Source organism: Candidatus Dormiibacterota bacterium (assembly GCA_035532035.1).
Classification (GTDB): domain Bacteria; phylum Vulcanimicrobiota; class Vulcanimicrobiia; order Vulcanimicrobiales; family Vulcanimicrobiaceae; genus Tyrphobacter.
In genome coordinates this window covers 33,494-52,478 of record DATKRS010000019.1, presented here as the reverse complement: position 1 = coordinate 52,478, position 18,985 = coordinate 33,494, and the positions used below count along the sequence as shown (strand labels likewise).

Sequence of the window (18,985 nt, the reverse complement as noted above, 5' to 3'; positions counted from 1 at the left end):
GGTAGACTACAGCTATGTCAATGTGGGAACCCTTCACCGAGCGTGCGCGACGCAGTATCGTGCTCGCGCAAGAAGAGGCGCAGCGTCTCGGCAATAACTATATCGGCACGGAGCACATACTGCTCGGCATCATCTCCGAGGGAGAGAGCCTTGCCGCAAAAGTCCTCGAGTCGCTCGGCGTCAACTTGGCGAAGGTACGGCAAGAGGTCGAAGCGATCGTCGGACGCGGCGGTCAGACCGTGCAGCAAGAGATGGTCTTCACGCCGCGCGCAAAGCGCGTCATCGAGCTTGCGTTCGAAGAAGCCCGTCAGCTGAACCACAATTACATCGGAACCGAGCACTTGTTGCTCGGATTGATCCGCGAAGGCGAGGGCGTTGCCGCGCGCGTGCTCACGAATCTCGGCGTCGACCCTGCGAAGGTGCGCGTGCAGACGACGTCGCTGCTCGGCGCCGAAGGGCAACCGCCGGCTCCGAAGGGCAAGGGCAAGACGCCGACGCTCGATGCGTACGGCCGCGACCTCACGCAGCTGGCTCGCGACGGAAAGCTCGATCCGGTCATCGGCCGGAACCTCGAGATCGAGCGCGTCATTCAGATTCTCTCGCGCCGCACGAAGAACAATCCGGCATTGATCGGCGAGCCCGGGGTCGGGAAGACGGCGATCGCCGAAGGGTTGGCGCAGCGCGTCATCAAGGGCGACATTCCGGAGCCGCTGCGGGACCGCCGCGTCATCACGCTCGACCTCGCCGGCCTCGTCGCCGGGACGAAGTATCGGGGCGAGTTCGAAGAGCGCATGAAGCGCGTCATGGACGAGATCCGCAACGCTGCGGGCGAGATCATCCTTTTCATCGACGAGCTGCACACGCTCGTCGGAGCGGGCGCGGCCGAAGGCGCGATCGACGCGAGCAACATCATCAAACCGGCCCTTGCGCGCGGCGAGCTGCAGTGCATAGGCGCGACGACGCTCAACGAATTTCGCAAGCACATCGAGAAGGACGCTGCGCTCGAGCGGCGTTTCCAGCCGGTCATGGTCGGCGAGCCGACGGTCGAGGAGACGATCGAGATTCTCAAGGGTCTGCGCGACCGGTATGAAGCCCATCACAAGGTTCAAATCACCGACGAGGCGCTCGCAGCCGCCGCGCGTCTCGGCGACCGTTACATCACCGATCGCTTCCTTCCGGATAAGGCCGTCGACTTGATCGACGAAGCCAGTTCCCGCGTGCGGCTACAGGCAACGCTCCCGCCTCCGGAGATTCGCGAGATCGACGCACAGCTGCGTGCGGTCGTCGCCGAGAGAGAGACGGTCGTCAACAATCAAGAGTTCGACCGGGCGGCAGCGATTCGGGAGCGGGAAGAGAAGCTGCGGCTCGAGCGCGCTCGTTTCGACCAAGAGTGGAAGGAGAAGCGTGCCGGCGGCGATCGCGTCCTGAAAGTTACGGCCGATCACATTGCCGAGATCGTTGCGTCGTGGACGAAGATTCCGGTCAGGCGCCTCGCTCAAGCGGAGACCGAGAAGCTTCTCAACATGAAGGAAGAGCTCCATACGCGCGTCGTTGGGCAAGATGAGGCAATCGAAGTCGTCACGCGCGCGATCCGTCGCTCGCGGGCCGGCTTGAAGAATCCGAGTCGCCCGATCGGCTCGTTCATCTTCCTCGGCCCCACCGGCGTCGGCAAGACCGAGGTCGCTCGCAGCGTCGCAGCGTTTCTCTTTGACGACGAGGAGTCGATGGTACGCATCGACATGTCGGAGTACATGGAGAAGTATGCCGTGAGCCGTCTCGTCGGAGCGCCGCCTGGATACGTCGGTTATGAGGAGGGGGGCCAGCTCACGGAGGCCGTGCGCCGCAGACCGTACTCCGTCGTCTTACTCGACGAGATCGAGAAAGCGCATCCCGACGTCTTCAACTTGCTCCTGCAGGTTTTGGATGATGGCCGCCTCACCGATTCTCAGGGTCGCCAAGTCGATTTCAAGAACTGCGTCATCATCATGACGTCGAACATCGGCGCGACTGGCATGCAGACGACGAGCGACATCGGCTTCCGGCTACAGAAGCAAAGTGGTGAAGACGAGCAGCGCGCGTACGAGCGTATGAAGAACAAAATCCTCGAGGAGGTCAAGACGACGTTCCGGCCCGAGTTCATCAACCGCGTGGACGAAGTGGTCGTCTTCCACCAGCTCACGCACGAGCAGATCGAGGAGATCGTCGGGCTCGAGCTCGAAAAAGTGATGCGCGAGGTGCGCGCGCAGGAGATGGAGTTGAAGGTTACCGAGGCCGCGAAGGCGCTGCTCGCCCGTAAAGGGTGGGACCCGCAGTTCGGCGCGCGCCCCCTGCGGCGCGCAATTCAACGCAACGTGGAGGACGAGATCGCGGAAGAGATGCTCAAAGGTAAGTTCCAGAGCGGCGATCACATTCTCGCCGACGTCGATTCCGGCGATCCGGAGAAGCTGAAGTTCACGAAGATCCCGTCGATCGAGGCGCCGCAAGCCCCGGAGCCTGCCGTAACCTAAGGCTCCCTGAGCCAGGCCGCTCCGAGCGTCTCTCGTGCTCGCAGCATCGGTGTAGCCAGTCGACCCGCGCCGACGGATCTCCGATCGGCGCTCGTGGTAGGCTCCTCCCCGCTCCCCAGGCGCCAGCGTCGGCGGCCTCTACGGCTGCTTCCGCCAAATTGATAAAAGTTTGAGGGTGTGCGCGACATTTGGCACAGGGTCCCCGTAGCTGCGGCAGTATTTTTGCGGCATACGTTGGGGGGAGAGCTATGGAGCGCACGACCGAACCGAAGATCATCCTGCTTGTTCGCTTGCTGAACGCCATCGACGAAGGGCGGTACAGCTTCGAGGCGCTCAAGGACCGCGTCTCCGACGGGGGGGACCGGCGGCCGAGCACGCGGAGCCTGCGACGGTATCTGGCTATTCTGGCCGCTGCGGAGTTCCCGTGGTACTTCGACCGGACCACGAACACGTATCGGTTCGCCGAAGGCTATAGCCTCAAGCGTCTGCATCTTTCGAGCGGCGAACTCTTCGGGCTCGTGGCGCTGCGCTCCGTCGCGCATTCGATTGGGGGCACGATCGGCGCGTCGATCGGTGAGGTAACGAAGAAGCTTGCAGGAGCCACCGGAAACGGGAGCATGCACGCGAACGGGCACCCTACCGTGGCCTTTCGGCTCTCGGAGATCCGCCTCGACGAACAAGGCGAACGTGCTTTCGCGCTGCTCTCCAATGCGCAACGGCATCTGCGTAGCGTGCGCTTCACCTACGTCGACAAAGAGGAAAAACGCAGCACGCGCACCGTCGATCCCTACGGCTTCGTCGTCAGCTCCGGCAGAGTCTACTGCGTGGCCTTCGATCACGGCCGCAACGACCGGCGCAGTTTCGCCGTCGATAGCATTTCGGTCGTCGAGACGCTCGGGCAGACGTTCGTGAAACCGGCGGACTTCGACATTGAAACGTGGGCGGCGTCGTCGATCAGCGGCGTGCTGCACGGTACCTCGCCGGCGCAGGTCTGCGTGCGCTTTGCGCCGCGCGTCGCCAAGGCGGCGGTCGCAGCGCGTGTCGTCGCCGAACGCGACGTGCGGCGCTGCGACGACGGATCTGCAGAGATCGTCTTCCACGTCGACGACGTAGACGAACTCGTCCGCTGGGTGCTCGGCTGGGGCGATCAAGCTGAGGTCGTGGGACCCGCGAACGTCAGAGATCGCGTCGCATCCCTCGTCGTCTCGATAGCTCAAAAGTATCGATAGGCTAAAGCTCGAGAGAGGGTAAAAGCAAGAGCCGCAGAGGCGAAGCCTCCACGGCTCTCGACGTATTCGCTCACCGGTGCTCGCTCGTTTGGCCCCCGGGTGGAAGACCCCACAGCGCCGCTCCGGCGGTTTGGCCTCTCGGCCGCGACTGATACGCTCGTCGCACTTCGTTTTACCGAAGTAGATGCATCCTAACAGGTCGAAAACAACCATGCAAGAGCTCGATGCGCCTACCCACAAGCTCTCCACAGGATTTTTTATTTATGCACGGCGTACTTTCCGGTTATCCACTTTTCGCTGCGCTGATCGTCGTCGCGCAGTCGTTCTTCGGCAGCTTGCCGATCGACGGCATTAGCTGTGACACCGCAGAAGGCGCGGTCGAACACGTGCACGTTCATCTGCAGCTTTTCGAGCGCGGACGTGCGGTCGAGATCCCGGCGGGTATCGGCATCCCGGTCGACCGCGGTTGTCTGTACTGGCTGCACACGCACGCGCCGGACGGAATCATTCACATCGAATCGCCGGTGCGGCGCACCTTCACCCTGGGGGCGTTTTTCGACGTCTGGGGCATGGACCTGAACGCGCGCCACGCCGGCCCGCTCGCGGCCGTACGCGGCCGCGAGCTTCGGGTAACCGTCAACGGCGTACGATGGAACGGCGACTCACGCGCGATACCGTTGCGCGACCACGAAGAGATCGTGATTCAGGCCGGGCCTCCCTTCGCGAGGCCAAGGCCGGCAGCGTGGTCGAACCTCTGACCTCATGCGTGCTGTCACTGCACCGGAAGTCGAAATCGACGGCCAACACCTGACGCTGGAGTGCGTCGAGGCGATCGCGGACGGCGCGCCCGTGCGGGTCTGCGCGGCCGCTCGCGAGCGCGTCGCGAAGGCGCGCGCCTTCGTCGAGCGACGCTTCAGCGACGGGGAAGCGATTTATGGCGTCACCACCGGTTTCGGGCGGCTCGCAAACGTTCCGGTCGACGCTTCCGACGCCGAACGCTTGCAGCTCAATCTCGTTCGCAGCCACGCCGCTGGAACCGGGCCGCCGCTCGAGGTCCGTGCCGTGCGCGCTGCCGGCGCGCTGCGCGTCAATGCGCTGGCAGCCGGCCATTCCGGCGTGCGGCTGGAGACCCTCGACCTTCTGGTCGGACTGCTCAATTGCGGCGTGACGCCGTACGTTCCGTCGCAAGGCTCGGTCGGCGCGAGCGGCGATCTCGCTCCCCTTGCGCACATGACGCTGACGCTGATCGGCGAAGGCGAAGCAGTTCACGGCGGCGAGCGCATGCAGAGTGCCGTCGCGCTCGAGCGCGCCGGGCTGCACCCGATCCGCCTGGGCGTCAAAGAAGGCCTTGCGCTGGTCAACGGCACGCAGGTGATGACCGCGCTCGCGGCGCTCGGCGTTCTGCGTGCGGAGCGCCTGGCTGCGGCAGCAGACGTCATCGGCGCGATGTCGCTGGAGGCTTTCCTCGGTACTGACCGCGTCTTCGACCGGCGCATCAACGCGCTCCGGCCGCACGCCGGGCAGATGCGTGTGGCTGAGAACTTGCGCGCCTTGCTCGCGCACTCTGGGATCGTGGAATCGCACCGCGAATGCGGGCGCGTACAGGACCCGTATTCGTTTCGCTGCATCCCCGTCGTTCACGGCGCGGTGCGCGACGCGGTCGCATACGCCCGCGGCATCGTCGAGACGGAGGCGAACTCCGTTACCGACAATCCGTTGGTCTTCCCCGACGACGAAGAGTTTCTCTCGGGAGGCAACTTTCACGGCGAGCCTGTAGCGCTCGCGCTCGATTTCCTGAAGTTCGCGATCTCGGAGCTCGCATCGATCTCGGAGCGCCGGCTCTACTTGCTGCTCAACGGCGAGGAACGAGGCCTGCCGCTCTTCCTAACCGGCCGCTCGGGTATCCAATCAGGGCTGATGATCGTACAGTATACGGCCGCCGCGCTCGTCAACGAGAACAAGGGCCTTTCGTGGCCCTCGAGCGTCGACTCGATTCCGACGTCGGCTGGACAGGAGGACCACGTCAGCATGGGGATGACCTCCGCGAACGCGTTACCGCGCGTGCTCGACAACGTGGAGGGCGCGCTCGCGTGCGAACTGCTCGGCGCGCTCGCCGCGACGGACTTCCGCCGTCCGTTGCGTTCGGGCCTTGGAACGCAGGCCGCGTATGATGTCGCGCGAGAGCGAATCGCAGCCTGGGGCGACGATCGCGTGCCCGCGCCGGACATCGAGCGTGCTCGCGAGCTCATCGCAAGCGGTGCGCTCACCGGCGCCGCTCAGGGTGCCCTCGGGGAAACGCAGCTTTAGCGGCCGCTATGGCTCTACGTGTCGAGGGGAAGGGCAGGTCCCACGCTAACCTCGGATGTCATGAGCACGACCATCTCGGGTAGTCGCACGATTCGGGCACCGCGGGGCAGCCAAATATCCTGCCCGGCCTGGCCGCAGGAAGCGGCACTTCGCATGCTCATGAACAATCTCGACCCCGAGGTGGCGGAGCGGCCGCAAGACCTCGTCGTATACGGCGGCAACGGTCGTGCGGCGCGCTCCTGGGACGCCTTCGATGCTATCGTGCGGACGCTACGGCGCCTAGCGAACGACGAGACGCTCGTCGTGCAGAGCGGAAAACCCGTCGGCGTCTTCCGGACGCATGCACGCGCGCCGCGCGTCTTGATCGCAAACGCGAATCTCGTGCCGAAATGGGCCGACTACGCGACGTTTCGCGAGCTCGAGGGCCAGGGCTTGACGATGTTCGGTCAGATGACTGCCGGATCGTGGATCTACATCGGAACGCAGGGTATCGTGCAGGGAACGTACGAGACGTTCGCCGAGCTCGCGCGTCAGCATTTCAGCGGGACGCTGCGCGGCCGGGTCTGCCTGAGTGCCGGCGTCGGTGGAATGGGTGGCGCGCAGCCACTTGCTATCACGATGAACGGAGGCGTCGCGCTGCTGGTCGATGTGGATCCGGCGCGCTTGCGGCGCCGCTGCGAGCTGCGCTATCTCGATCGCGTCGCTGCAACGCGAGAGGAGGCGTTGCGCGAGATCGAGCGCGCGAAGCGGGATGGCATCGCTCTTTCGGTCGGATACGAAGGCAATGCCGCAGTGGAGTTCCCCGCGCTCTACGAGCTCGGTTTTCGGCCCGACGTGGTTACCGATCAGACCTCGGCCCACGATATGCTCGACGGATACGTTCCCGCCGGCCTCACGTTGGAAGAGGCGGCCGCACTTCGTAAGCGCTCCCCTGCCGAGTACGAGCGGCGCGGCCTCGAAAGCGTTACGCGGCACGTCGAGGCGATGGTGAATTTCAAAGAAGCGGGTGCCGTCGTTTTCGACTACGGCAACAACATCCGCGCGCAAGCCGAGCGGGGCGGCTATGCGCGCGCGTTCGCATTCCCCGGCTTCGTCCCCGCTTTCATTCGCCCACTTTTCTGCCGCGGTTCGGGACCGTTCCGTTTCGCAGCACTCTCGGGCGATCCGGCAGACATCGCGCGTCTCGACGAAGAGCTCGTGCGCCTCTTCCCTCACGACGCCGCACTGCAGCGGTGGATCGCACTCGCACGCGAGCGCATCGCTTTTCAGGGCTTGCCCGCGCGCATCTGTTGGCTCGGGTACGGCGACCGCGCGAAGGCCGGCGTCGCGTTCAACGCGCTCGTCCGGTCCGGAGCGGTTGCGGCGCCGATCGTCATCGGACGCGATCACCTCGATACCGGCAGCGTCGCCTCGCCGTTCCGCGAGACCGAGGGCATGAAGGACGGAAGCGATGCGATCGCCGATTGGCCGATCCTCAATGCCCTGCTCAACACCGCCGCGGGAGCGCACTGGGTGAGCTTCCATCACGGCGGCGGCGTCGGTATCGGCTACAGCCTGCACGCCGGGATGGTCGTAGTTGCGGACGGCTCCGAGGACGCGCGCGAACGTCTCGAGTGCGTGCTCACGACCGATCCCGGCTTGGGCGTGGTTCGCCACGCCGATGCCGGCTATGAACTCGCCGCCGAGACCGCGGACGAAAAAGGGATCGACTGGCGCCTTTGAGCGGCGCGCTCCTCATCCGCGCACGCGACGTCGTCACGTGTGATACGACCGCGTCTCAGGGCGACATCCGCTTCGAGGACCTCGGGCTCATTGCCAATGCAGCGATGCTCGTCGAGGGTGGGGCGATTGCGGCGGTCGGACGCGAACGCGACGTCGTCGCGCGCGCCCCGCGCGACGCCGTCGAGATAGACGCTTGCGATTGCACGATCGTGCCGGGACTCGTGGACGCGCACGCGCACCCGCTCTTCGCCGGAGATCGCGAACCGGATTTTGCGGCGCGCGTGCGCGGTGCGAAGGCGCGGCAAGGGATGCTCCATACCGTGGAGCAGACGCGCGCGGCGCTCGCCGACCCCGCAGCATTCTACGCGTGCGCCCTTCGACCGCGTTTGCATGCCATGCTGGCGCACGGAACGACGACGCTCGAGACGAAGACTGGGTATGCACTCACGAAGGGCGGCGAGTTCGCGTTGCTCGATCTCATCGCAGAGCATCGCCACGACAACGACGTGCCGTGGCTCGTCTCGACCTTTCTTGGAGCGCACGCGGTACCACCCGAGTTTGATTCCGCGGGTGCGTACGTCGACTATCTCCTTCGCGATTGCGTTCCGTGGGCCAAAGAGCACGGGGCCGAATACGCCGACGCGTTCTGCGAACCGGGCTACTTTTCGGTCGCGGATGCGCGCCGGTATCTCCAGGTTGCAAGGGAGCGAGGCCTTCGCTTGCGGATTCATTGCGACGAGATGGCCGATGGCGGAGCGGTACAGATGGCCGTGAAGTTGGGAGTCGACGCCGTCGATCATTGTAACTACATTGACGATGCCGCGGTCGCGGCGATCGTCAGCAGCGACACCGTGCTGGTCGCGTGTCCCGCGACGATTGCATTCTTGGGTATCGAGCGGCACGCGCCCGTGCGTGCCATCCTGGAACGCGGCGGGCGCGTCGCACTGGCGAGCGACTTCAATCCGGGAACGTCGCCGTGTTTCAATCTCCAAACCGTTGCGTATTACGGCCGCAGTCTCTTCGGCATGAGCGCGGCAGAGGCGCTCTACGGCGTGACGCGTGCCGCCGCGCACTCGCTGCGAAGGGAGGCCGGCATCATTTACGAAGGCGGCCCGGCGGATTTCGTCGCGTTGCGTATCGACGATCCGCGCGAGTTCGGCTGGCAGTTCGGTGGGAATCTGGCGAAGTTCGTCGTGAAAGGTGGCGCGGTGGTGGCGGGCATTGCGTGAGATCATCCGCTGCGCGCGGGCCGTCGCCGGCGGTGCGCTGCGCGAAGACTTCGGTTTCGTCGTCGATGGGGGCGCGATTGCGGATGCCGGCGACTTCGCCTCGGTGCGAGCGCGCCATCCCGGAGCATCCGTGCGCGCCTTTCCGGTCGACCGGCTGGTCGTCCCCGGCTTCATCAACGGGCACAGCCACGCGTACCAGATACTCTTACGCGGATGGGCCGACGATCTACCGTTCCAGCGCTGGCGCGATGACGCGCTCTATCGGGTGATCCCGCAGCTCGAGCCGGAAGACGTCTACTGGGTTTTCGTCGCAGCCTTTTCGGAGATGCTGGCCGCCGGTATCACGACGGTGGCGGAGTTCTTCTATCTCAACGGGCGGGGGAATCGGCACGCAGAGGCAGCGATTCGCGCGGCGCAACGAACCGGCATCCGTCTGGTCATGGCGCGTACGTGGATGGACGCGCCGCAGGCACCGCCGGCGTTTCGGGAGACCCTCGAGGAAGCGGCGGAGCGCACGCGCGAGCTTCGCGACGCCTTTCCGCACGCGCGGGTCTGCGTCGCGCCGCATTCTCTGCACGGTGCGTCGGAGGCGATGATTCGTTGCGCTGCGGAGTTCGCGCGCGAAGAAGGGTGCGATCTCCACATACACGTCGCGGAGACCTCATCGGAGGTCGCCCTTTCGCGCGAGCGCTACGGCGCAGAGCCGGTCGTGGTTCTGGATCGCTTCGGTGCGCTGAGCGAGCGCAGCGTGGTGGTTCACGCCATCCACGTAACGGAAAGCGAGAAGGAACTGCTCGCCGAACGTCGCGTGCGCGTGGTGCGCAATCCGACCACGAATCTCTACCTCGGCGATGGACTCGGCGACATCGTAGGATTGCGGTCACGCGGCGTCTGCGTCGGTCTTGGAAGCGACGCAAACGTCAAGCCGTCCGCGATCGACGAGATGCGTGCCGCGGCGTACGAGCAGAAAGCCACCACGCTGGACGGAAGCGCGCTTGGAGCCGGCACCGCCTTCGCGCTCGCCACCTCAGAGGGTGCTCGCGCCATCGGCGTCACGGCGGGGGACCTGGCGGCGGGTCAGGCGGCCGATTTCGTCGTGCTCGATGCTTCGTTGATCGACCCGTGGTCGCCGCCGGTCAACGCGCTGGTCTATCGCGGGGAGGACGCCTGGGTGCAAGCCTGCTTCGTAGAAGGACGCCGCGTCTACACCGGCGAGGCCTCCCCGCTCGCGCAGGAAGCGAGGCTCGAGGTTGCTGCGATCGGGCGGCGGTTGCTCTCCGTATAGTATGCATGTAAGTACTTGCATTGGTCGTTAGCCTATGGTATGGTTCGCGTGCGAAATAGGTACGAAAGCTATGGAAGGCACACGAATGAGGAATAGGCTCGAGCGGAAGAGCAAGCCGGCGCAGGTTGCGCTCGATTATCGCCCGGAGGATCCAAAAGGTATGCAACGGGAGGTCCGTGCCACGATCGAAAGTGGGAGACGGCAGATCGTTCTCACCCTCGATCACCTCGAGACGCTCGATATCGCCGGCGTGCGCGGCCTCATCGTGCTGCTGCGCAGCGCCAGGGCCGTAGGCGGCGAGCTCGCTCTGCGTACCTCGAGTCCGCAGATTCGGCGCTCGCTCGCGGTGACCGCGCTCGATCGGCTCTTCCACGTCAACCGTCAGGAGGCAGCGTGAGGATCTCCGCTGCCCTCGCGGCGGTGCTCGCATTCGCCGTTCCCGCCTTCGCCGCGGCCCCGCAGCCGCCGAGCGACGCGAGCGCCGTCATCGCGCAAATGCTCGCGAGCAACCCCGCACTCATCACGTATCGTGCGCGCGTGCACGTCGGCGTTCACATGCTGAACTTTCCGTATCTCAGCCCCGTGCTGGACGGAACGACGTACTACAAGCGCCCCGGCAACTTCGAGGTCGTCTTCGACAGCGTGCCGTTCTACATGAAGGGCTTCTCGCGGCTCTTTGCGGACATGGGCGATGCGGCCGTTTGGCAGCGCGATTCAAATGTTGCACTCTTGGGCACACGCAGCGTGGGCGGTCGGCCGCTACTCGTATTGCGCATGACGAAGAAGATTCATAGCGACATTCTCGGTTACACGGATGCGTACGTCGATCCGCGCTCGTACGAGTTGCTGCGCATGGTATGGCACTATCGCAGCGGCGGAACGATCGTCATGACGCAGTCGTATCGCCTGCAGTCGGGATTCGTGGTCCCATTCGAGCAGCACGCGACGATCGACATTCCGCACGTGCACGCGGTAGGCGACGCCGTCTACGGCAGCTATCAGGTCAACGTCGTCGTCGACGACGGGATATTCAGCAAACACCCGTGATCGCAGCGAAACCAGCATCGCCGGAGGAGACGCGCGGCCGGATACTATGCGCCGCCCGCGAGGTCATCGCTCGCAAAGGAAAGCGCGGTGCGACGACGCGCGAGATCGCGGAGGTTGCAGGAGTGAACGAAGGAACGCTATTCCGGCACTTCGGCAGCAAGAGCGCGCTCATCGTGGCGGTCGTTCAGCACGTTTGCGGCGTCGTCGAGCTGCGGGACGTCGTCGCCCAGCTGCGCGGCCCCGTCGAAGGAGACCTGCTCGCGGTGGGCCGCACCATGCTCGAGCGGATGGAGGCGCAGAAGGACATCATCCGCTGGTCCCTTGTCGAGGCGGAGTACGACAAGGACGTGTTTTCGTCGACGGCGTGGCGTCCGCAGCTCGTCATCCACGACATGATGGTCGAGCTCATGGAGCGCTACGTCGCGCGAGGCGAGCTGCACGGCGACCCCAAGGGGCTTGCAGCGCTCTTCATGGGAATCGTGTTCGTGCACGTGATCGCTCGAGAGAAGTTTCCCGATTCCGACTTTCACGATGACGCGGAGCGCGCGCTCCGATTCTACATCGACGTCTTTTTGAACGGCGTTCGGGCGAGTCGCACCGAGCAGGCCGAGCTTCCCTAACGATGGAGACGCGAGAGAAGGAGCAACTGCGCGAGCACGATGGTGCCGCCGCGCCGGCAACGGTAGAGGAGCCCGCGAGGCAGTTCCGCAAGCGTTGGCTCTTCATCGGCCTCGGCATCGTGGTCCTGATCGTCGCGCTCGTCTTCGGTGTGCCATGGCTGCGCTACATGCTTGCGCACGAGGGCACGGACGACGCACACGTGGACGCCGACATCGTGCAGATCACGAGCAAGATCCCCGAGCGCATCGGCGACATCCTCGTCGCGACGAACCAGCACGTGACGCGGGGTCAGCTGCTGATCGTTCTCGACGATCGTGACGAGCTTGCGCGTCTCCAGCAGGCAAAAGCGCAATACGACCTCGCGCTCGCGGACCAGCGAACGACGATGCAGCAGGGTCAGGGCGGCGTTGCGCAAGCGCGCGGGCAACAAGCGCAGGCAGCGGCGCAAGTCGACATCGCGCTCTCGCAGCTCCCCGGAGCGCAGCAGAATTATGATAAGGCCGAAGCCGATCTCTCGCGCGCGGCATCGCTCGTCGCGACGGGCGACGTCCCGCGCGAGCAGCTCGACGCTGCACGAGCGGAGGCAGCCGCCGCCTCGTCGCAACTGCACGCCGCGGAGAACGCGGTGGTGGCGGCGCGCGCGCAGGAGGGGGCCACAGGGGGCGGCGTCACGACTGCCCAGGGCCGTCTCGCTCAGGCCTCCGACTCGAGCCAGGCGCAGGCGGCGAAAGCACAGCTCGATTTGGCGCTCCGCAACCTGCGCTACACGCACATTGTCTCGCCGATCGACGCGTTCGTCGGGGAGAAGAGCGCCGAAATCGGCCAGACCGTCTCGGCCGGCGAGGTCCTGATGACGCTCGTGCCGAGCCGAGACATCTTCGTCACCGCGAACTATAAGGAAACGCAGATGGGCAACATGCGCGTCGGTCAACCCGTCGACATCCACCTGGACGCCTATCGCGGAGTGACCTTTCACGGCCACGTCGTCTCGATCAACCCGGCGTCCGAAAACACTTATGCGCTGGTTCCGTCGCAAAACGCTACAGGCAACTTCGTGAAGGTGACCCAGCGCATCCCCGTGCGCATTTCGATCGACGACCCGCGTCCCGATATGCCTTTGCGTCCAGGGATGAGCGTCGAGACCTACGTGAAAGTGCGTTAGGGAATCGCGGATGCGTCTCGTCACGTTCGTCGCGACCGCTGCCCTTGCGGCTCTTCCCTTTGCTGCCGGAGCGCAGCAGAGCGAACGTCTTCCGGCGCGGGCGACGATCCCGTCGCCGCCGCCACTGCCGGTTTTGCCGCCGGTACCGAGCGTTGCTCCCGGCTACAGCGCACCGAGCGTGCACGCGGGCACTCCGCGTATCGTCGGTACCGCTGGCGAGCCCGTCGTCGGCATCGTGCTCGGCGACGCGATCGCGATGGCGCTGCTGAAAAATCCGAATCTCGCGATCGCCGCCGGAAATCGCCGCATCGCGTTTTACGGCATCGAGGCGGCAAAAGGTGCATTTGACGTACGATTTCAACTCGAGCCGGAGATCCAGCGCTCGATCGCGGCGCCGCAGAATCCCTTCTTCGCGGGGCCGAGCTACGGTCCGGTCGTCACGGGAAATTCGTCCGTGTCGGGAAGCGTCTCCGGCGTCCTTCCGAATGGACAGTCGTACAGCGTTAGCCTTTCGCAGACGAGAGCGACGAACAACGAGATCGTCAATCTCCTCAACCCGACGTATTTGACCGCCCTCTCCTTCGTGCTGACGCAGCCGTTGTTGCGCGATGCCGGGATGAACGCGCCTAAGCGTGCCGTGGAGCTCTCCGTCATCAACGCGAATCAGACGCAAGAACAGACGCTGGCGACCGTTTCGGACACGATCGGCGCCGTCGAGGACGCGTATTGGGACCTCGTTTCGGCGTGGCGCAACGTCGCGATTCAAGAAGAAGCGATGCGCGAGGCGGTTGCCCAGCAGCGCAGCACGATCCGGCTCGCGCGTCACGGCGCCGGCGCTCCAGTGGATGCGGTCGAATCAGGCGCACAAGTCGACGCCGACGAAGCCGCAGTCGCGTCGGCCTTGCAGAGCGTCGCGACGGTGCAAAACCAACTCAAGAGCGAAATCGCGGCCGGGCCGTCCGATCCGGTGTGGACGGCGAACTTGGTTCCGACATCGCCGGTGCTACAGGTACCGCCGGCTCCGGCGTTTGCGCGGCTCGTCCAAGAGGCGATGCAGAACCGGCCGGAGATCCGCCAGACGCTCGACGCTGAGCTTCAGGCCGACGTCGACGTTGCGTACGCGCGCAATCAACTTCGCCCCCAGGTCGATCTGAAGCTGGGCTATACGACGAACGGTTACGCTGGAACGCTGCTGCCGCTGACGCCGAGCAATCCGCTCTACGCCTTCGTCTGCCCCACGTCGCCGTGCTCCTTCGCCGTACCGCCCCCACTCGTCGGCGGCTTCGGCCAGTCGTACAACACGCTGCTGCAGCAGCGTTACCCGTATTGGAACGCCGGCCTCGTCTATTCCCTGCCGCTGGGCAATCGCACGGCCCGCGCGCAGCTCGAGCAAGCGCTCGAGCAGCAGCGCGACGCTCAGATCGCACTGCAGGCCACCGAGGAGCGCGTCGTGGTCGAGGCGCGCAACGCGCTGCAAACCTACGAATCCGCTCTGTCGCGGCTTGCGGCCGCGCGCGCCGCACGACACGCGAGCGAGGTCGTGTATGCGAGCGAGCTGCGCAAGTTCCACAATGGCACCTCGACGACGTTTCTGGTCCTTGCGCGGCAGGTCCAGCTGGCACAGTACCGCGGCTTGGAGCTCCAAGCGCAGACCGACCTGAACAAAGCCGTCGTCGAACTGCAACGCGTGAGTGGGGCGATCCTCACCGCCAACGGCGTGAACGTGGAGACCTTAGGTTCTCGCGCCCTGCCCGCAGTGCCCTAACCGGCCGCAGCCGCTGCTGCGTCGGCGTACCAGAGAAGGCGGCCGCTATGCGGTTTGACGATCTGCGCGGGATAACGCCATGGATCGTACGGCCCTTCGCGAATCGCTTTTAGCGCGGCAGCTTTTTCGGCGCCGCTGACGCCGAAGAGCACTTCGTGGGAGGCGTTGATGACGTCCGGCGTGATCGTCAGGCGCCACATTCGAACAGATTGCGCGTAGACCGCGCGCACGAGCGCATCGTCGTCGGCGAGCGGGTTCTCGCCTGGGAAGAGCGATGCGGTGTGACCGTCGGCGCCGATACCAAGCATCACGAGATCGAGCACCGGACGCTCGCCGATCGTGTTGCGCAGCACGAGCGCGTACTCGAGCGCCGCTTGCTGCGGGTCGATCTCGCCGCGCATGCGGTGAACCTGCGCCGCCGGAATCGCAACGTCGTCGAGCAGCGTTTCCTTTGCCGTGTGATAGTTCGAGGCGGGGTCGTCGGGCGGCACGCAGCGCTCGTCTCCAAAGTACACATGGACCGCGTTCCACGCGACGAGCGATCGCCGCGGATCCTGGGCCAAGAGCGCGTAGGCACCGCGCGGCGTCGTTCCGCCTGCTAAAGCGACCGTGAAGCGGCCCCGCGTCGCGATCGCATCGCGCGCGGAAGCGACGAACGCGTCGGCCAGCCCGCGCGCGAACAGCTCGGGCGTCCGGAAGACGTGAAGGTGAGGTACGTCCGACAAACTCCTAGCCGCCATCGGCCGCGAGAAGATGCCCCGCGACGTCGAGCGACTCGCGGAAAACGGGATCGCGCTGCTCGTGCAAGATCGCGCGCTCGATGAGCGAGGCGACGTCCACGCCGTGCAGGGGCGCGACGCGCGGGGGGCGCTGCTTGGTCCCGCTGACCTCGAGCGAGACGGCATCGGTATCGCAGAGCTGCGCTTGAAAGCGCGTTGTTCCCGATTCTAGGGTGATGCGCTTCACCCGGCGTGGTTGGCCCTCACGCACGATTGCGTAGGCGATCCCTCGCGCGCGGCGCTTCTGCCGGAAGGTGCGATTGCCGTCGGGCGTCCACGAGAGCCGGCTCGCGAGCCACCCGAGCAGGTAGTAGCCTTCGGCGTCTGAACCGCTCGCAATCGTGACGCGGCGAAGGTCGAACAGATCCTCGACGAAAGCGCGCTCGTCGAAAAAATCCGCAACGACCTCTTGCCAAGGCGCTAGCCGGAGATAGGCGAGATCGTGAATCGATTCAGCGCCGCAGTTCTCGCCGCAGAACGCGACGAGATCGCGAAGCGCGGCATCGTCGTCGCGCGCGCGCGAGCTGTCGAGGAGCGTCGTGCGCATCTCCGGTGCGAGGCGCACGAAGCGTTCGTCGCTTGCGGTTTGCGGCGCCGCCCAGAGAAGAATGCGGGGCACCGCAGGCGGCAAGAGGCGCGACGCAAGCACGTGGATATTCTCCGCCGACGCTCCTTGCACGCCCACTTCGGTCCATTCCGCGCCGTCCGTCTGCTGCGGATGGCTCTGCGCAAGGCCGGCATTCAGGAGGACGACGCGCGACGCATGCCGCCGGGCCAGCCGCTGTGCGCGCTCGCGCACCCACGGCACCAGCTGTGGATCTTCGACGAAGACGAGCAGCGTCATCGTCGCGATGCGCGCGTTGACGCTCATAATCGCCGCCACTCTGGAAGGAGGCGAGAGGCCGAATCCGGGCCCTGGCTTCCGGCAGCATAGTTGGGGAAGGTGAAGTCTTTCGTGTTCTGCCACACGTCGAGAACCGGCGTGATAATCTCCCAGGCAAGCTCCACCGCATCCCAACGCGTGAACAGCGTCTGATCTCCGCGCATCGCGTCGGCGAGAAGGCGCTCGTACGCAGGCGGCGAGTGAAATCCAAAGCCCGTTCCGTAGTTGAAATCCATGAATACGCTACGAATGTGGCTCTTCGGACCGGGAACCTTCGCCTCGAAGCGCAGCGCCACTCCTTCGTCGGGCTCAATCTTGATGACGAGTATGTTTGGTTCGATTGCGTCCGTCGACTCGCCGTAGAGCCGATGCGGAATCGGCTTGAACGTGACGACGATCTCGGATATCTTTCGCGCGAGGCGCTTTCCCGAGCGCAGGTAGAACGGAACGCCGGCCCAGCGCCAGTTGTCGATGCTCACGCGCAGCGCTGCGAACGTCTCAGTGTTCGAGTTCGGTGCAACGCCGGGTTCGTCGCGGTATCCGGGCACCTTCGCGCCGTCGACGATGCCCGCGCCGTATTGCCCGCGTGTCGCCATGCTCATCACGTCTTCGTGGTGCGGCGGTGCGATCGCCGAGAAGACGTTGAGCTTTTCGTTGCGGATCGCGTCGGCTTCCGAGCTCGCCGGCGGCTCCATGGCCACGAGGGCGAGCAGGTTGAGCACGTGGTTCTGGATCATGTCGCGCAAGGCGCCGGCATTTTCATAGTAGCTGCCGCGGTCTTCGATGCCGATAGATTCCGCCGACGTGATCTGCACCGATTGCACGTAGTTGCGATTCCATATCGGCTCGAAAATCGTGTTCGCAAAGCGCAGGGCCATGATATCCTGCACCGGCTCTTTGCCCAGATAGTGGTCTATGCGATAGACGTCGTGCTCGCCGAAGACGCGATCCACGATCTTCTGGAGGGCTCGTGCGGAAGCGAGGTCGGTGCCAAACGGCTTCTCGATGACGATGCGCGTCCAGCCACGCTCGTTGTTGCGAGGGTCCAGGTTTGCGCGCCGAAGCATCTCGATGATCCCCGGAAAGACCGACGGCGGGGTCGCGAGATAGAAGAGGCGGTTGCCGCCGGTTCCAAGCCGTTTGTCGTTGTCGTCCAAACGCTTGCGCAGTTCCTGAAAGTGCGCGACCTGCTTGAAATCCGCGGTGACGTAGCTCAAACACTGTGCGAAACTCTCCCAGAGCTCGCCCTGCGGTTTCGATCCATCCGGCGCGAACGCGTCGATCTGCTCGCGGCAATAATCGCGAAACTCTTGGTCGCTGTATTTCGTTCGCGCGAATCCAATCAGCGCGAATCCGCTGGGAAGGATGCCCCGCAGCCGCAACGCCCAGATCGCGGGAAGCAACATGCGCTTGAAAAGATCGCCGCTCGCGCCGAAGAGCACGACGCTGCAGGGATCGGAGATGCGGTCGCTCTCGATGCCGGCGCGCAGGGGGTTCGTGCGCTCGCCATCGCCGGACGCAGGCGAGAGCGACGTATCAAGCACCGCTTCGAGGCTCCGACTTCACGGCGTGGCCGCCGAACTGGTTGCGGAGCGCCGCGATGACTTTGGCGCTGAAGGATTCGTCCTGACGCGACGCGAGGCGTGCGAGCAGTGCGAGCGTGATCACCGGCGACGGGACGTTCTCGTCGATTGCCGCTTGTACCGTCCAACGTCCTTCGCCGGTGTCGTCGACGTACCCGGCGATCTTTTCGAGTTTGGGGTCCTCGTCGAACGCGAGAACCGCGAGATCGAGCAACCACGAACGCACGACGCTTCCGTGCCGCCAGACCTCCGCGACCTGCCGCAGGTCGTAATCGAACGACGAGCGCGCAAGAATCTCGAAGCCCTCGCCGTAGGCCTGAAGCATGCCATACTCCACGCCGTTATGCACCATCTTCGAGAAGTGGCCGGCGCCCGGGCCGCCGACGTGAGCGTATCCTTGCTCGGGCGCGAGCGTTTTGAATATCGGCTCGCACGCCTTTACGGCGGCATCGTCGCCGCCGACCATCAGGCAGTAGCCTTCCCGTAATCCCCAGATGCCGCCGCTCGTGCCGGCGTCGACCAGAGCGATGCCGTGCTGCTTGCAGCGTTCGTACGCGAGCAAGCCTTCCTTGTAGTTGGTGTTGCCGCCGTCGATCACGACGTCGCCAGGGGAGAGCAGTGCAGCGAGCGTATCGATCGTGTCGTCCGTCGGCTTTCCGGCCGGCACCATCACCCAAACGACGCGCGGAGGTGAGAGCTGCGATACGAGATCCGGCAGGCCGGTAGACGCGAGCGCGCCCCCAGCCGCGGCCTGCTGCACGGATTGAGCGGTACGCGCGTAGACGACCACTTCGTGCCCGCCACCAAGAAGGCGCGTTACCATGTTGCCGCCCATGCGGCCGAGACCGATCATTCCAAGTCGCATC

At 65.0% G+C, this 18,985-nt stretch carries 16 protein-coding genes; 12 read left to right on the top strand and 4 right to left on the bottom strand.

What is annotated here, in order from left to right; all coding sequences use genetic code 11:
- Positions 1-20: 20 nt before the first annotated feature.
- From VMV82_05845 to VMV82_05790, 12 genes are all read left to right on the top strand, one after another.
- Entirely contained in the window at positions 21-2,507 is a 2,487-nt protein-coding gene (locus VMV82_05845) for an ATP-dependent Clp protease ATP-binding subunit (GenBank protein ID HUY41073.1), read from the top strand.
- A gap of 248 nt (positions 2,508-2,755) precedes the next feature.
- Complete coding sequence (locus VMV82_05840; protein ID HUY41072.1) at positions 2,756-3,736, top strand: WYL domain-containing protein; 981 nt, start codon at positions 2,756-2,758, stop codon at positions 3,734-3,736.
- Between the two features lie 263 nt (positions 3,737-3,999).
- Positions 4,000-4,494, top strand: a complete 495-nt coding sequence (locus VMV82_05835) for a hypothetical protein (protein HUY41071.1) — start codon at positions 4,000-4,002, stop codon at positions 4,492-4,494.
- Between the two features lie 4 nt (positions 4,495-4,498).
- Positions 4,499-6,043 carry a histidine ammonia-lyase gene (gene hutH / locus VMV82_05830; protein HUY41070.1) on the top strand — a complete coding sequence of 515 codons (1,545 nt, stop codon included), beginning with the start codon at positions 4,499-4,501 and terminating at the stop codon, positions 6,041-6,043.
- 60 nt (positions 6,044-6,103) lie between these two features.
- Entirely contained in the window at positions 6,104-7,765 is a 1,662-nt protein-coding gene (hutU, locus tag VMV82_05825; GenBank protein ID HUY41069.1) for a urocanate hydratase, read from the top strand.
- On the top strand, positions 7,762-8,994 hold the full coding sequence (locus tag VMV82_05820; protein HUY41068.1) for an amidohydrolase family protein: 1,233 nt from the start codon (positions 7,762-7,764) through the stop codon (positions 8,992-8,994). The genes hutU and VMV82_05820 overlap by 4 nt, the downstream gene beginning before the upstream one ends.
- The gene (locus VMV82_05815; protein ID HUY41067.1) at positions 8,966-10,279 is read left to right on the top strand and encodes an amidohydrolase family protein; all 1,314 of its coding nucleotides are present in this window, start codon (positions 8,966-8,968) and stop codon (positions 10,277-10,279) included. The genes VMV82_05820 and VMV82_05815 overlap by 29 nt, the downstream gene beginning before the upstream one ends.
- Before the next feature lie 85 nt (positions 10,280-10,364).
- Complete coding sequence (locus VMV82_05810) at positions 10,365-10,676, top strand: STAS domain-containing protein (protein ID HUY41066.1); 312 nt, start codon at positions 10,365-10,367, stop codon at positions 10,674-10,676.
- Complete coding sequence (locus VMV82_05805) at positions 10,673-11,326, top strand: hypothetical protein (GenBank protein ID HUY41065.1); 654 nt, start codon at positions 10,673-10,675, stop codon at positions 11,324-11,326. The genes VMV82_05810 and VMV82_05805 overlap by 4 nt, the downstream gene beginning before the upstream one ends.
- A complete protein-coding gene (locus VMV82_05800) occupies positions 11,323-11,946 on the top strand; it encodes a TetR/AcrR family transcriptional regulator (GenBank protein ID HUY41064.1) in 624 nt (207 codons plus the stop codon). The genes VMV82_05805 and VMV82_05800 overlap by 4 nt, the downstream gene beginning before the upstream one ends.
- Positions 11,947-11,948: 2 nt before the next feature.
- Entirely contained in the window at positions 11,949-13,109 is a 1,161-nt protein-coding gene (locus VMV82_05795) for an HlyD family secretion protein (protein ID HUY41063.1), read from the top strand.
- Between the two features lie 10 nt (positions 13,110-13,119).
- Positions 13,120-14,874 carry a TolC family protein gene (locus VMV82_05790; protein ID HUY41062.1) on the top strand — a complete coding sequence of 585 codons (1,755 nt, stop codon included), beginning with the start codon at positions 13,120-13,122 and terminating at the stop codon, positions 14,872-14,874.
- Here the strand turns inward: VMV82_05790 and pgl are convergent.
- From pgl to gnd, 4 genes are read right to left on the bottom strand one after another with little or no spacing between them, the layout of a single operon-like run.
- Positions 14,871-15,599: a 6-phosphogluconolactonase gene (gene pgl, locus VMV82_05785; protein HUY41061.1), complete on the bottom strand. Its 729-nt coding sequence runs from the start codon at positions 15,597-15,599 to the stop codon at positions 14,871-14,873. The two genes, VMV82_05790 and pgl, sit on opposite strands and share 4 nt — an antisense overlap.
- 4 nt (positions 15,600-15,603) lie before the next feature.
- The gene (locus VMV82_05780) at positions 15,604-16,524 is read right to left on the bottom strand and encodes an OpcA/G6PD domain-containing protein (GenBank protein HUY41060.1); all 921 of its coding nucleotides are present in this window, start codon (positions 16,522-16,524) and stop codon (positions 15,604-15,606) included.
- Entirely contained in the window at positions 16,521-18,080 is a 1,560-nt protein-coding gene (gene zwf / locus VMV82_05775) for a glucose-6-phosphate dehydrogenase (GenBank protein ID HUY41059.1), read from the bottom strand. The genes VMV82_05780 and zwf overlap by 4 nt, the downstream gene beginning before the upstream one ends.
- Positions 18,073-18,984, bottom strand: a complete 912-nt coding sequence (gene gnd, locus VMV82_05770) for a decarboxylating 6-phosphogluconate dehydrogenase (protein ID HUY41058.1) — start codon at positions 18,982-18,984, stop codon at positions 18,073-18,075. Before gnd ends, zwf begins: the two co-directional genes overlap by 8 nt.
- Position 18,985: the final 1 nt, after the last annotated feature.

What these genes read in the sequence shown, in the direction of transcription:
- VMV82_05840 (HUY41072.1), top strand. Translation starts at nt 2,756, where the DNA reads ATGGAGCGCACGACCGAACCGAAGATCATCCTGCTTGTTCGCTTGCTG.
- VMV82_05835 (HUY41071.1), top strand. Translation starts at nt 4,000, where the DNA reads ATGCACGGCGTACTTTCCGGTTATCCACTTTTCGCTGCGCTGATCGTC.
- VMV82_05795 (HUY41063.1), top strand. Translation starts at nt 11,949, where the DNA reads ATGGAGACGCGAGAGAAGGAGCAACTGCGCGAGCACGATGGTGCCGCC.
- VMV82_05780 (HUY41060.1), bottom strand. Translation starts at nt 16,524, where the DNA reads ATGAGCGTCAACGCGCGCATCGCGACGATGACGCTGCTCGTCTTCGTC.
- VMV82_05845 (HUY41073.1), top strand. Translation starts at nt 21, where the DNA reads ATGTGGGAACCCTTCACCGAGCGTGCGCGACGCAGTATCGTGCTCGCG.
- hutU (HUY41069.1), top strand. Translation starts at nt 6,104, where the DNA reads ATGAGCACGACCATCTCGGGTAGTCGCACGATTCGGGCACCGCGGGGC.
- VMV82_05790 (HUY41062.1), top strand. Translation starts at nt 13,120, where the DNA reads ATGCGTCTCGTCACGTTCGTCGCGACCGCTGCCCTTGCGGCTCTTCCC.
- gnd (HUY41058.1), bottom strand. Translation starts at nt 18,984, where the DNA reads ATGCGACTTGGAATGATCGGTCTCGGCCGCATGGGCGGCAACATGGTA.
- hutH (HUY41070.1), top strand. Translation starts at nt 4,499, where the DNA reads ATGCGTGCTGTCACTGCACCGGAAGTCGAAATCGACGGCCAACACCTG.
- VMV82_05810 (HUY41066.1), top strand. Translation starts at nt 10,365, where the DNA reads ATGAGGAATAGGCTCGAGCGGAAGAGCAAGCCGGCGCAGGTTGCGCTC.